Here is a 13,403-nt window from a genome sequence, read left to right on the forward strand (position 1 = left end):
CGGCACCGCACCACGGAAGGGCCCCGGAGTCATTCGCTCCGGGGCCCTTCCGCATACCTGTCGCCGATGGGCCGGCCGCCCCGCCTCAGCCCTGCCGGAGCGCCGCCATCAGCGCCTTCATGTCCTGCGCGAGCAGCGCGTCGACACCCGACAGGTCGATCGCCTTCGGCTGCGGGATCGGCTCGTTCTTCTCGGCGTCCCAGCTCTGCAGCCGCTGCAGACTGATCTCGATCTCCACCTGCCCGTCGAGAACCCGCATCCAGGCGCCCGAGTCACCCTCGTCACGGCGGAAGAACGCGACCTCCCCGAGCCCGTCGACCCTCTCGGCATCCGGCCGGAGGTCACCGAGCCGCGCCTCGAACTCGGGACCGGGATCGGTCACCTTGTGCACCTCGTAGAAGACGGCGACGCTGAAACCGGTGTCCGGCGAACCGAGGACCGCCGAGCAGGTGGCCCGCTCCAGCGCCGGATCCTCCTGCCGCGACCCGTTCCCGTCCCGCGACACCTCGCCCAGCTCTCCGGACAGCGCCTTCAGCTCGGCCTTCGGACACACGTCCCCGACCGAGCGGTACCCGCCGAGGTCGACGCCGCGGCCCGCCTCGTACCGCTCGTGGGCGTACAGGCCACCGCCCCACAGTGCCGACGCGACGACCGCGCCGCCCACCGCCCACCGCCACGGGCGCCGGGGCCGCGGCGGCTTCGGCGGCACCGGGTGGACGAAGGCCGACGGCGTCCGGGCCTCGGCGAAGCCACCCCCGTCGACGAGTTCCGGATCCGAGATCACAGCCGGTCCCGGTCCTTGGAGCCGGGCGCCGGCATCGGCGCCACCGCGAACGCCGTCGCGCCACGGGGCTCGGGGGAGGTCCGCAGCGCCTGCTCGTGGCTGTACGCGCGGAGGTAGCCGACGGCCGTGTTGGTGACGGCGACCAGCGGCACCGCCACGACCGCGCCGCCGATGCCGGCGGTCAGACCGCCGGCCGCGACCGCGAGCACGACCGCCAGCGGGTGGACCCGCACCGCCCGGCCCAGAATGAAGGGCTGCAGGACGTGGCCCTCGATCTGCTGCACCGCCAGCACCACGACGAGCACCATCAGCGCGGTGAACACGCCGTTGGTGACCAGCGCGACCACCACCGCGAGGGCACCGGAGATCACGGCGCCGACCAGCGGGATGAACGCGAAGAGGAAGATGAACACGGCCAGCGGCACGGCCATCGGCACATCGAGGAAGTACAGGCCGAGGCCGATGAACACCGCGTCGATCAGGGCGACGAGCACCGTGCCGCGCACGTACGCGGTCAGCGTCCGCCAAGCCCGCGGACCCGCGCCCGCGACTCCCGGCCTGGCCTGCGCGGGCACCAGCTTCAGCGTCCAGTTCCAGACCTTCTTCCCGTCGTAGAGGAGGAAGAGCGTCGAGAACATCGCGAGCAGTATCCCGGTCATCGCCTCCACGACCACGGTCACACCCTGGAGCCCGGCGGACGTGATCTGCTCGGTGTTGGCGCCGATGGTGTCGCTGAGGTTCTTCGCGATGTCGTTGATCTGCTGCTCGGTCACGTGGAACGGGCTGTCCAGCAGCCACCGCTTCAGCTCTTCGATGCCGTCCCGGACCCGGTCGGAGAGGTTGTCGATGTTGTCCATGACCTGCCAGACCACGAACCAGCCGACCAGGCCCATCACCACGAACCCGGAGACGGCCGTGACGGCCGTGGCCAGCCCACGGGGCAGACCCGCCTTCCGCAGCCGCGCCACCGTCGGCTGCAACAGCGCCGTGATGAGCAGCGCGGCGACGAACGCGAGGACGACCAGCTGCACGGAGCTGATCACCTTCATCAGCACCCAGACCGTGCCGGCGAGCACCAGCAGGCGCCAGCCCGCCTCGGCCGCGACCCTCATGCCCCACGGGATGGCGTCGATCGGTTCGGGCCTGGCGGCGACGGCGGGGGCGTAGTCGGGCGGTGCGGGCACGGCGCGGTCGACGGCGGATGGGGCACGCCGGCCCGGCCACCGTGCCGTCGCGGCCGCCCCCGCCTTCGCCGCACCCGCCCTGACGGCGGCGGCGGCTCCGCCCGCGACCGGGGTGCCCGGCGCGTGGTCCACCCCCACCCCGTCAGCGGTCCCACCGTTCCCGGCGGAGGCGTCGGTCCGGCCGGGGTCGTCGGTCCCGGCGGGGGACGTGTCCACGCCGGCGTCGTCACCGGGCACACCGGCGGAGTCGTCGCCGCGCGCGTCGGCGGGCTCTCCGGCCGGGTCACCCGCACCGGGCACGCCGGCCGCGGTGCCGGACCCGGCGTCCGGCTCGTCGCCCGGGGCACCGGGGGTCGGGCCGAGCGCGTCCCGCGCCTCCGCCTCCGCCCGGCGCTCCTCCAGGCGTTCGCCCATGTGACTCAGCCCGGCACCGATCCGGTTCAGCCATCCTGGCAGTCTCGACATCTTGTTCCCTCTCCCCCGCTGTCACCCCCCGGGTGCCCGTGACTTCCCGAACCTACACGCACGGAGCCCCCCACCGTAGGACGGTGGGGGGCTCCGCGAAGTTGAGCGGGCCGGTCTAGTACCAGCGGTTGGCCTGCCAGAACGACCACGCGCCACAGGGGCTGTCGTAGCGGCTGTTCATGTAGTTCAGGCCCCACTTGATCTGGGTGGCCGGGTTCGTCTGCCAGTCGGCGCCGGCCGACGCCATCTTCGTACCCGGGAGGGCCTGGACGAGACCGTAGGCACCCGAGGAGGGGTTGGTCGCGCGGTAGTTCCAGCCGGACTCGTGGTCCACGATGTTGCTGAAGCACTGGAACTGCGAGGCGGGGATCATCTGCCGGGCGATCGCCTTGACCTCGGCGATGCTGTAGGACCCCTGGGCGGAGAAGCTGGACGCGTCGCGCAGCGAGGAGCGGTCGGCACGCTCGGCGGCCTCCTTGCGCTCCTGCTCCGCCTTGTCGGCGGCCTTCTTCTTCGCTTCGGCGTCCTTGGCGGCCTGCAGGCGGGCGGCTTCCTCGGCGGACTTCTTCGCGGCCGTGTCGGCGGCAGCGGCCTGCACGTCCGCCTGCTCCGCGAGCGAGGAGACCTGTACCTGGGCCTGCTGACCGGCGGGGATGTCCGCGAGCAGAGTGGTGTCGGCTGCGGTGGCCTCGAAGTTGTCGTCCGCGGGCTGGGTGTTGCCCGAGGCAACACCGACGACGGCGCCGACAGTGGTGACCGCAGTGGCCGAAGCCACCGCGAATCCCCGGACCGAGATCCGGCTCACACGGTTTCCTTCCAGCATCACCCGCGCTGGTGACCAAGCGGGCGAAATCGTGCCCCTGGCGCTGGTCTCCGAACTGCTGGGTCACAGAAGACACGGGCCCGTGGTGCTGTGGGCGGCATACGGCGAACGGTGTTGAGTTGTGTGGTGCCGCACCCCTGAGGGTGCACGTGTGCCGTATGCGGGGCCTGACGGAAGCAAGACTTTGCCGGACGGCGACGCCGCAAGGCAATTCCACGTTGCGTGTGAAAGCTCACACCCCGCCAGTCACAGGAGATTTGGCCGATACGGCGGACAGCGCGACGCCGCCCGGCTAAGCTCCTGCGCTCTGCCGGGCGGCGTCAACTCCCGTACGGGTACGGGAACGTACTCATCCTGCCAATCCACTCAGATCTGGCCGTCCTCCAGCATTTCGGTCACAAGCGCCGCAATCTGCGAACGCTCGGAGCGGGTGAGCGTGACATGGGCGAAGAGCGGATGGCCCTTCAACTTCTCCACCACGGCGACGACTCCGTCGTACCGGCCGACCCGGAGGTTGTCCCGCTGCGCGACGTCGTGCGTCAGCACCACCCGGGAATTCGTACCGATCCGGGACAGAACGGTCAACAGGACGTTCCGCTCCAGCGACTGGGCCTCGTCGACGATCACGAACGCGTCGTGCAGCGACCGACCCCGGATGTGCGTCAGCGGCAGGACCTCCAGCATCCCGCGCCTCAGCACCTCCTCGATGACCTCACGCCCCGCCACCGCCGACAGCGTGTCGAAGACCGCCTGAGCCCACGGGCTCATCTTCTCGGCCTCGCTGCCCGGCAGGTAACCGAGCTCCTGCCCGCCGACCGCGTACAGCGGACGGAACACCATCACCTTCTGGTGCTGCCGGCGCTCCAGGACCGCCTCCAGGCCCGCGCAGAGCGCCAGCGCGGACTTGCCCGTACCGGCCCGCCCGCCCATCGAGATGATGCCGACGTCCGGATCGAGGAGCAGGTCCAGCGCGATCCGCTGCTCGGCACTGCGCCCGCGGATGCCGAACACCTCCCGGTCGCCCCGCACCAGCCGGACGTTCCCGTCCGCGGTCACCCGGCCGAGCGCCTTGCCCCGCTCGGACTGCAGGACCAGCCCGGTGTGCACCGGAAGCTCCGCGGCCTCCGGCACGTAGAGCCTCTCCTGGTCGTAGAGGATGTCCACCTGTTCGGCCGACAGGGCCAGCTCGGACATACCGGTCCAGCCGGAGTCCGTGATGGCGAGCTCGGCACGGTACTCCTCGGCGAGAAGCCCGACCGACGACGCCTTGATCCGCAGCGGCAGGTCCTTGGAGACGACGGTGACGTCGAACCCCTCGGCCTGCAGGTTGCGCGCGACCGCCAGAATCCGTGAGTCGTTGTCCCCCAGCCGATAGCCGGCCGGAAGGACGCCCGGGTCCGAATGGTTCAGCTCGACCCTCAGCGTGCCGCCCAGCTCCCCGATCGGGAGCGGCGCGTCCAGCCGCCCGTACCGGACCCTGAAGTCGTCCAGGAGGCGCAGGGCCGCCCGGGCGAAATAGCCCAGTTCGGGATGGTGTCGCTTGGCCTCCAACTCGGTGACCACGACGATCGGAAGCACGACCTCGTGCTCCTCGAACCGGGACACGGCGTTGGGGTCGGCCAGCAGGACGCTGGTGTCGAGAACATAGGTGCGCCTGTCGGACAAGCGGCGCTTCGTACTGGTCACCACGGAAGGACAGACCCCCTTTGACGACCCTTGTGAGGTCGGGGCGCGACGGAAGCGGTGTCGCTGCGGGATGGGACCGGGCTCTGGCCACGATGCGCGGGCCGAGCTCCGGCCCTCCGCTTCGTCCGTACATGTCCTGCACGGTCGTCCTGGTGCAACGGGCCTCCCGGGTGGCGGTCTCCGTGCCGCTCACTCTGCAAGGGGTATGCCCTCGAACACCCGCCGCCATGCCAGGGCATATGACGACGCGTTCGTGAACGCCCGGTGACCCGCCCCGGTCCGCCGCCGGGTGCCGTGGTGACGCGGCCGTCAGGTGCCGTAGCGGCGGTGCCGGGCCGCGTAGTCGCGCAGCGCGCGCAGGAAGTCGACCTTGCGGAACGCAGGCCAGTGCACTTCACAGAAGTAGTACTCGGAATGGGCGCTCTGCCACAGCATGAAACCGGACAGACGCTGCTCGCCACTCGTACGGATCACCAGATCCGGGTCGGGCTGACCCCGCGTGTACAGGTGCTCGGAGATGTGCTCGACATCGACGATCTCGGCGAGCTCCTCGAAGCTCGTCCCCTTCTCCGCGTGCTCCAGGAGCAGCGAACGGACCGCGTCGGCGATCTCCTGCCGGCCGCCGTAGCCCACCGCCACGTTCACGAGTATCCCCGTGTTGTCGTGCGTGGACTGCTCGGCCTCCTTCAGCACCGACTGCGTACGCGCCGGCAGCAGGTCCAGCGTGCCCACGTGGTGCACCCGCCAACGGCCGTCGGCGGCCAGCGCGCGCACGGCGTTCTCGATGATGCCCAGCAGCGGGACGAGCTGCTCCTCCGGCCGGCTCAGGTTGTCCGTGGACAGCATCCAGAGCGTGACGACCTCGACGTCGGTCTCGGCACACCAGCCGAGCAGCTCCTGGATCTTGTCCGCACCGGCCTTGTGGCCCTGCTCGGGGGTCCCGCCGGACGCCTTGGCCCAGCGCCTGTTGCCGTCGAGGATGACGCCGATGTGCTTGGGCACCTGGGCATGGTCGAGGCGGCCTTCCACCCGGCGTGCGTAGAGCCCGTACACCAGGTCGCGCAGGTTCACTGTTCTTAACCCCTCCATGCTGCGGCGGTCCCCGAAGCCGACACACTACTGCGCACGGGTCAACGGCTCCCAGCCCGGGACTGTCACAAGTCCGTGATAAGCAGAGATACGTGACTGATTCCCCCCTGTACCGCGCCTCCACGGACCGCTACGACACCATGGAGTACCGCCGCACCGGCCGCAGCGGGCTCAAGCTCCCCGCCGTCTCGCTCGGCCTGTGGCACAACTTCGGCGACGACCGCAGCCTCGACTCGCAGCGCGCCATCCTGCACCGCGCCTTCGACCTGGGCGTGACCCACTTCGACCTGGCGAACAACTACGGACCGCCGCCCGGCTCGGCCGAGCTGAACTTCGGCAAGATCTTCGCCCAGGACTTCGCGCCCTACCGCGACGAGCTGATCGTCTCCACCAAGGCCGGCTACCTCATGCACCCCGGCCCGTACGGCGAGTGGGGCTCCCGCAAGTACCTGATGTCCTCGCTCGACGCCTCCCTGAAGCGGATGGGCCTCGACTACGTCGACATCTTCTACTCGCACCGCTTCGACCCCCACACCCCCCTCGAAGAGACGATGGGCGCCCTCGCCTCCGCCGTCCAGCAGGGCAAGGCGCTGTACGTCGGCGTCTCCTCCTACACCAGCGAGCAGACCGCCGAGGCCGCCCGCATCCTCAAGGAGATGGGCGTCCCCGCCCTCATCCACCAGCCCTCGTACTCGATGATCAACCGCTGGACGGAGGAGGACGGCCTCCTCGACACCCTGGAGGCGGCCGGCATGGGCTGCATCTCCTTCGTGCCGCTCGCCCAGGGCCTGCTCACCAACAAGTACCTGAAGGGCATCCCGGAGGGTTCCCGGGCCACGCAGGGCAAGTCCCTCGACCCGGACCTGCTCTCCGACGAGGTCCTGCGCCGGCTCCGCGGCCTCGCGGACATCGCCGAGCGCCGCGGGCAGTCGCTGGCGCAGCTGGCGCTGTCGTGGGTGCTGCGCGACGAGCGGATGACCTCCGCGCTGATCGGCGCGTCCAGCGTCGCCCAGCTGGAGGAGAACGTGGCCGCGCTGGCCGCGCCGCCGCTGACCGAGGAGGAGCTGAAGGAGATCGACTCCTTCGCCGTCGACACCGCGGGCACCAACATCTGGGCCGGACGGAACTGATCCGCCGGGTCACGGCGCGCTGTCGCACGGGGGCGCCGCGGGGGCGCGGAGACAAAAAACGGGCCGGTCCGTGGGGGGGGATACGGACCGGCCCGAGGGGGGGTTTCCACCATAACCCTTCATTAGTGCCGGCGCGTGCCACGTGCGGCCACTGGTCCGATGCGGAATACGCGGATCCCAGTCAGGACAAGGGTCGTGGGGCCCCATGGCGGGTTTGCGCCCCGGCGTGGCGGCGGGTTTCGTCCCTCCCAGGGGGGACCCCCACCGACGGGCCTCCGGTTGACGCCCGAGCCGTGCCGGGCGCCGACCGGCACGGCCGGCGGGGGCGTACCCGACCGGTGGGGCGTACCGGCCGGGCGGCCTCGTCAGCCGACCCGTCCCGCGGTGCGGGCCGGAGCCGCCCCGCCCACCGCGCCCCCACGGCCCGCCACCCGGTGCAGCAGCGTGATCCCGTCGCGGCGGGCGACCAGCTCGTACCCGTACCGCTGCCGGGCCGCCGCCAGCTCCGCCTCCTGCTGCTCGATCGGGTAGGGCCAGTGGCCGGGCTCGTACGGCCAGGCCTCGGGCGTCTCCCGGTCATGGACGATCCACTCCGCGGTGGGCGGCGGCAGCTGCCCGCGCTCGTACCGGTAGAGCCGCCCGTCCACCGGGAACGTCGGGAAGAGGACGACGACGCACCGCGAGGTCAGCTGCGGAGCCAGCCGGTTGGAGGCGGCCACGGTGGCGCCGTCCGGGATCCGCGCCAGCAGCGCCCGGCCCGCCTCGACGTGCCCGGGGGTGCGCCAGGTGGCCCGCTGGGCGAGCTGGGCCAGTGGAAAGGACGGCAGCATGACCGCGGTCACGGCGAGCACCGTGGCGAGCGAGGCCCGGACATGGCGGGCGGCGAGCGGGTGGTCGGTGCGGCGCCAGCCGGCGAGGGCGTCGATCAGACCGGCGAAGACGACCGGCATGAGGATCGCGCTGTAGTGGAAGGCGGTGCCCCAGTGGAAGCCGTTCTCCGAGACCATCCGCCATCCGAGTGTGGGAAGGGCGACGATCGCGAGCGGGGAACGCAGGGCCAGCAGCGCCGACGGGGCGAAGACCAGGATCAGGGTCATCGCCTTGATGTCGGGGCGCAGGGCGTCCAGCGGGGCGTGCGCCAGTGTCGCGAGCAGCGAGCCGTGGCCCGCGGTGAGGTTGGCGCCGTGGGCGTACTCCCCGCCCTGGCTGAACGCGGGCAGCACGAGCCTGATCTCGATCAGGGACCCGAGCAGCCCGGCGCCGGCCGTCGCCAGACCCAGCCGCCGCGCGCGCCCCGGGCCGCCCTTCAGCGCGATGTACCCGCCGACCGCGGCGAGGGTGAGCCCCAGGTCCTCCTTCACCAGCAGGAGCGGCGCGGCCCAGGCGACGGCGTGGCCCCAGCGGCGGCGGCCCAGCGCTTCCAGGCTGAACGCGAGCAGTGGCACGCCGAGGCACACCTCGTGGAAGTCGAAGGCGGCGGCCGAGGCGATGCCCCAGCTGAGGCCGTACCCGACGGCGACGACATGGGCCGCCCGGCGACCGAGCGCGCGGGCCGCCCAACGGGCGAGCGGCACGACGGCGAGGGCCAGCAGCGCGGACTGGGCGATCAGCAGACAGAGCGGCGACGGCCAGATCCGGTAGAGCGGGGCCAGCGCGGCGAGCAGCGGATGGAAGTGGTCGCCGAGCAGATGGAACCCCTCCCCCCGCAAGGGGACGATCGGCGCGCGGAGTTCGGCGTAGGCGCGGACGGCCTGCTCGAAGATGCCCAGGTCGTAGCCCGTGGTCCGCATGAGGAGATGGCGGCGGACGGCGACGGTCGAGTAGAGGACGCACAGGGCGCCGGCCCAGGCCCAGGGCAGAAGGGCGGACCTGCTCCGGGGCGACCCGGCGGCCGCCGGCACCACACGCGGGCCGCGCAGGCTTTTGTCATCGATTGTCCGCATACGGCTGGATGCTAGGGGGTGTCCCGCCCATCAGGCCGGATCGGCGAGCGGTGTCCCGGGGCTTCGGATCCAGGGAACCTCACGGGGTGGCGGAGAGCGCGCCGAGAAGCAGACCGAGCAGAGCGCCACCGATCATGAACGGGCCGAACGGAATCGCGGACTTACGACTCCCCCGCCGCACGACGACCAGACCGAGCCCGTACACCGCACCCGACAGGAACCCCGCGAACGTCCCCGCGAACAGCACACCCCAGCCGTACCAGCCGAGCGCGGCACCCAGCGAGAGCGCCAGCTTCACGTCACCGAAGCCCATGCCGCCGGGATTGACACGGAACAGCACGTAGTACGCGCCACCCGCCCCGACCCCGCCCAGCAGCGCGTGCACCCACGAACCGGCCTCGTACGGCAGCAGCGCGGCACCCCCCAGCAGCAGCGGCACCGCGCCGGCGAGCGGGAGCGTCAACAGGTCGGGCAGCCGGCGGACACGGACGTCGACACACGCCAGCAGCACGCCGAACGGCGCGTACAGCAGCCACACCGCCAACTCCGGACGGGGCCCGGTGGCGACCGCGAGCGCCGCACAGGCGAGAGCGGTGACCACGGGAGCCACCGCCCGGTACCGCACCAGGGACACCGAGGCCCGAACGGAAGCACGCCCGGCAGCGGCGGCGACGGAAGGCTCGGCGGTCACCGGCGCGCCGGCCGCCCCCGGCCCCGGAACGGACGCCTCCACGACGCAGCCACGGCAGCCCGGACCACCGAGCCACCCACCCGCGGGACCGGTGAAGCCGTGCCCCGCCGGACAACTGTCCCGCCAGCGCTCCTCCGGCTCGACCGACAACCGGTACGCGGCGCGTGGCACGAGCAGCCCGGTGGCCGCGCCCCACAAGGCGGCGACGACGATCAGCATCACGTCCACGCGCGGCACCCTACCCATCCGCACCACTACCGTCTCCCCCATGCGGAGACAGGGGACATGGCGGGACGGCACCGGAACACTCACCGCCCCCGAGGCGACGGTCGCACTCGAGATCGCGGCCTCGTACCGGGCACGGCGGCGCGGACTCCTCGGCCGCGACGGCATCAGAGGCGCCCTGCTCATCACGCCGACCAACAGCATCCACACCTTCGGCATGCGGTTCGCCATCGACGTCGCCTACCTCGACCGCACCCTCCGCGTCCTCGACGTCGTCACCATGAAACCGGGACGCCTCGGCCTCGTCCGACTGCGCGGCCGGCACGTCCTCGAAGCGGAGGCAGGCACGATGGCGGACTGGGGACTGCGGCCGGGCGTCCGGGTCACGGCGGTCCCGAACCCAGCAGCGTGAACGCGCCGTAACCGGCGGAGGCCAGCGCCGCCACGGCCAGGACGAGGACCCGGTGACGCACCCGGAGCCGCACCAGCGCCACCGCCGCCGGCAGCAGCAGCCCGAACGCCGGCATCATCAGCCGCGGCCGGGACCCGAAGTACGCGGCGCCGACCAGCGAGACCACGACGACCCCGATCGTGTACACGAGCAGCGGCAACGGCTGCCGCTGCCGCACACACAGCACCACCAGCCAGCCGAGCAGCACCAGCACCGCACACAGACCGAACGCGGCCGGCAGCGGAAGACCGGCGATGAAACGGGCCAGGGCGACCCCGCCGTCGATGGAGTTGCCCCAGGCCGCCTGGACGTCGAAGTAGGCGGTGGCAGCCCCCTGCCGCACACCGACATAGACGATGTACGCCAGCCAGCCCAGCGGCGCGAGAAGCACCCCGACCGCCATGCGCAGCGGCAGCCGGCGCTCCCGGACCACCGCCACCAGCGCCGTGATCCCGATCGCGGCGACGAGCGCCACGGCGGTCGGCCGCGTCAGCCCGGCAGCCGCGCACAACGCGCCGGCCAGGACCCAGCGCCCGCGCAGCACGGCGAACAGCGACCAGGCGGCGAAGGCGGTGAACAGCGTCTCCGTGTACGCCATCGACTGCACGAACGCCGTCGGATACACGCCCCACAGGACGGCGAGGGCGACCCCGGTCGGATGCCCGGCGACATGCGCGCCGCACCGGTAGATGCCCCAGGCGGCGGCGAGCGACGCGATCCAGGCGACGACCAGCCCGGCCGTCGCCGCGTCGACGGGCAGGACGGCCGACAGGGCTCGTTCGAGGGCCGGGAAGAGAGGGAAGAAGGCCAGGTCGGAGTGGACGCTGCCGTCGGGCAGCGTGACCTCGTATCCGTACCCGTGCTCGGCGACCCTGACGTACCAGACGGCGTCCCAGCGGCCGCTCAGCCGGTGCAGCCCGTCCTTGCCGGTGACGGCCGAGGCGACGGCGAGGACCACCAGACCGAGGAGGCGGGTCGCGGCGTACCCGCCGAGCGCGGACCAGGGCACGGCCGCGAGGACGGACCGCCGGGCGGCGGCAGGCTGAGCTGGGGACATGCGCTCGATTATGTCCGCGGGCCGGGGTGGCGGCGGAGGGGGGTGGGGCGGGGTGGGGCGGGGCGGGCGGCCCTGGTCCGCACCGGCTCAGCGGGACCGGGGCCGGGGCCGCCGCCGGTCCGCACCGACTCGACGGGCTTCCGCCGGCCCGCCCCCGTCAACCCCCCGGACGGATCCTGACGAACTTCGCCGCCATGACCGGCCCGAGCTGCTCGACGATGCCGTGACCCGGCTCGTGGGGATACGGCAGATCGTTGAGGAACGAGGTGACGATGACCTCGTCGATGCCGAGGACGCCGCGCATGCTCTGCTCCTCCAGGAACGCGAGCGTGCGACGCCAGTCGGCGGCCCCCGGATCCTCACCGAGGAAGGACCTGACGGTGTCCTGCACCACGTCCCAGAAGAAGACGTGCGGCAGGACATCGCCCTGGTTGAAGAGATGGGACTCGTAGGCGTCCCGGAACTCGGGAATTCGGGTGACGAGGTCACTGACCAGTTGCACGCTCGGCGTTGTCGTCGTCATCAGCAGTCCACTTCGGGGCTTGGGGCAGCCCTGGCACCGTTTTCCACCAGGATGCGGCATCAGCCCGGCAGTTATCCACAGGGGATGCGAACCTCGCCCCAGATAGGGATCGTTGGGGCATGCGGGACTTGCTGAGACTCACCCGGGGCGGACTGCTCCTGACGGTGTGGGCGTATGCGGCGGGCTGGCCACCGGGACGGCTCCGGGGGCTGCTGCGCCGCGAGAAATGGCAGTGGATCTGCCGCGGGGCGTGGGCCGTCCCGGGAAAGGAGGTGGACTGGGCGGTCAGGGCGAGAGTCGTCCAACTGCTCCGCCCTCCGCTGGTGTGCAGCCACGGGACGGCGGCACTGCTGCATCGCATCGAACTGCTGAACAGGGACTTCCCGGGAGTACTGGAGTTCACCACCCTCCAGCCGGGCGGAGGCACGAGAGGAGGGGACGGCCACACGGAGCGGGCGTGCGCCGACGGGACCGGAAGAGGCGCCAACGGGACCGGAAGAGGCGGCATCGACATACGTCTGCACCGAACCGTCCGACTCGAAGCCCGGGAGGTGTGCCTGCGCTCCGGGCTGCGGGTGACGTCACCGGCGCGCACGGTCGGCGACCTGATACGGCAGTGCGGCACCCGCGAGGAGGCCGTGGTCGTCGCGGACTCGGCACTGTCCCGGCGGACCGTCAGGGGCGTGCGGCGCGAACCCCTCGTCCACCACGAGGAACTGGCGGCCGAACTCTCCGCCCGCCGCCCGGGCGCACCCCTGGCGCGCCGCCGGCTCGCCCTGGCCGAAGCGGCCTCGGGTTCACCGGCGGAGACGATCGCCCGCCTGCACCTGCGGGACGCGGGGCTGCACCCGGAGTGCCAGCCGCTGCTCCACACGTCGTCGGGCCGCGCGCTCCGTCCCGACTTCTTCTTCCGTCGCGCGGGGCTGGCGGTGGAGATCGAGGGCTACGCGTTCCACGGCACCCGTGAGGCCCACGCACGCGACGTCGCCCGCTTCAACGCCCTGGCGGACTGCCCGGACATCGACCGGGTGCTGCGCTTCACGGCCCTGGACGTCTTCCACCACCCGGACCGCGTGGTGTCGACGATCAAGGGAGCCCTGGGCCAACTCGGCTGAGGGGAGGGAGGGGGACGGGGAGGGGGCGGGGGGGAGGCCCCCGGGTAGGTGAGGAAGCGGGGGAGGCGGGGGGCAGGGCAGGGCAAGGCAGGGTCTTCGCGCTGGGGGTCCGGGAGGGGGCAGGGACTTGGCGGGAGCGCTTGGGGTGCTGGGTCCTCGGTGGCTTCTGGTGGTTGGCCGCCCTCTCTCCGAGTGTGGCGGGTTACGGCGCCGCATCAAGGGCGCTCCTCGTTCCTC

Annotated in this window: 12 protein-coding genes; 3 read left to right on the top strand and 9 right to left on the bottom strand. The window is 72.0% G+C overall.

What is annotated here, in order from left to right:
- Window positions 1-85 precede the first annotated feature (85 nt).
- From ACE1OA_RS12795 to ACE1OA_RS12815, 5 genes are all read right to left on the bottom strand, one after another.
- Window positions 86-784: a hypothetical protein gene (locus ACE1OA_RS12795; RefSeq protein ID WP_356606771.1), complete on the bottom strand. Its 699-nt coding sequence runs from the start codon at window positions 782-784 to the stop codon at window positions 86-88.
- Complete coding sequence (locus tag ACE1OA_RS12800; RefSeq protein ID WP_386544834.1) at window positions 781-2,433, bottom strand: AI-2E family transporter; 1,653 nt, start codon at window positions 2,431-2,433, stop codon at window positions 781-783. The genes ACE1OA_RS12795 and ACE1OA_RS12800 overlap by 4 nt, the downstream gene beginning before the upstream one ends.
- 115 nt (window positions 2,434-2,548) lie before the next feature.
- Window positions 2,549-3,238 carry a transglycosylase SLT domain-containing protein gene (locus ACE1OA_RS12805; protein ID WP_384870714.1) on the bottom strand — a complete coding sequence of 230 codons (690 nt, stop codon included), beginning with the start codon at window positions 3,236-3,238 and terminating at the stop codon, window positions 2,549-2,551.
- Between the two features lie 384 nt (window positions 3,239-3,622).
- Window positions 3,623-4,945 (bottom strand): PhoH family protein, encoded by a 1,323-nt coding sequence (locus ACE1OA_RS12810; protein ID WP_356606765.1) that lies wholly within the window; start codon window positions 4,943-4,945, stop codon window positions 3,623-3,625.
- Window positions 4,946-5,251: 306 nt separating this feature from the next.
- Entirely contained in the window at window positions 5,252-6,013 is a 762-nt protein-coding gene (locus tag ACE1OA_RS12815; protein ID WP_356606763.1) for an isoprenyl transferase, read from the bottom strand.
- A 110-nt stretch (window positions 6,014-6,123) separates the two neighbouring features.
- Between ACE1OA_RS12815 and mgrA the strand changes: the two genes are divergently transcribed.
- Complete coding sequence (mgrA, locus tag ACE1OA_RS12820; RefSeq protein WP_384870718.1) at window positions 6,124-7,161, top strand: L-glyceraldehyde 3-phosphate reductase; 1,038 nt, start codon at window positions 6,124-6,126, stop codon at window positions 7,159-7,161.
- 365 nt (window positions 7,162-7,526) lie between these two features.
- Here mgrA and ACE1OA_RS12825 read toward each other — a convergent pair whose 3' ends face one another.
- Together ACE1OA_RS12825 and ACE1OA_RS12830 are read right to left on the bottom strand one after the other, a co-directional pair.
- Complete coding sequence (locus ACE1OA_RS12825; RefSeq protein WP_432752795.1) at window positions 7,527-9,104, bottom strand: DUF2079 domain-containing protein; 1,578 nt, start codon at window positions 9,102-9,104, stop codon at window positions 7,527-7,529.
- Window positions 9,105-9,183: 79 nt separating this feature from the next.
- A complete protein-coding gene (locus tag ACE1OA_RS12830; protein ID WP_432752796.1) occupies window positions 9,184-10,023 on the bottom strand; it encodes a prepilin peptidase in 840 nt (279 codons plus the stop codon).
- Window positions 10,024-10,063: 40 nt separating this feature from the next.
- On the opposite strand from ACE1OA_RS12830, the gene ACE1OA_RS12835 reads away from it, so the two are divergent.
- Window positions 10,064-10,432 carry a DUF192 domain-containing protein gene (locus tag ACE1OA_RS12835; protein ID WP_356779054.1) on the top strand — a complete coding sequence of 123 codons (369 nt, stop codon included), beginning with the start codon at window positions 10,064-10,066 and terminating at the stop codon, window positions 10,430-10,432.
- Here ACE1OA_RS12835 and ACE1OA_RS12840 read toward each other — a convergent pair.
- Complete coding sequence (locus ACE1OA_RS12840; RefSeq protein WP_384870724.1) at window positions 10,404-11,528, bottom strand: mannosyltransferase family protein; 1,125 nt, start codon at window positions 11,526-11,528, stop codon at window positions 10,404-10,406. The genes ACE1OA_RS12835 and ACE1OA_RS12840 overlap by 29 nt on opposite strands.
- A gap of 157 nt (window positions 11,529-11,685) precedes the next feature.
- Window positions 11,686-12,051, bottom strand: a complete 366-nt coding sequence (locus tag ACE1OA_RS12845; protein WP_356606751.1) for a hypothetical protein — start codon at window positions 12,049-12,051, stop codon at window positions 11,686-11,688.
- Between the two features lie 119 nt (window positions 12,052-12,170).
- On the opposite strand from ACE1OA_RS12845, the gene ACE1OA_RS12850 reads away from it, so the two are divergent.
- A complete protein-coding gene (locus ACE1OA_RS12850) occupies window positions 12,171-13,166 on the top strand; it encodes an endonuclease domain-containing protein (RefSeq protein ID WP_432752797.1) in 996 nt (331 codons plus the stop codon).
- Window positions 13,167-13,403: the final 237 nt, after the last annotated feature.

Source organism: Streptomyces sp. JL2001 (assembly GCF_050917515.1).
Lineage (GTDB): Bacteria > Actinomycetota > Actinomycetes > Streptomycetales > Streptomycetaceae > Streptomyces.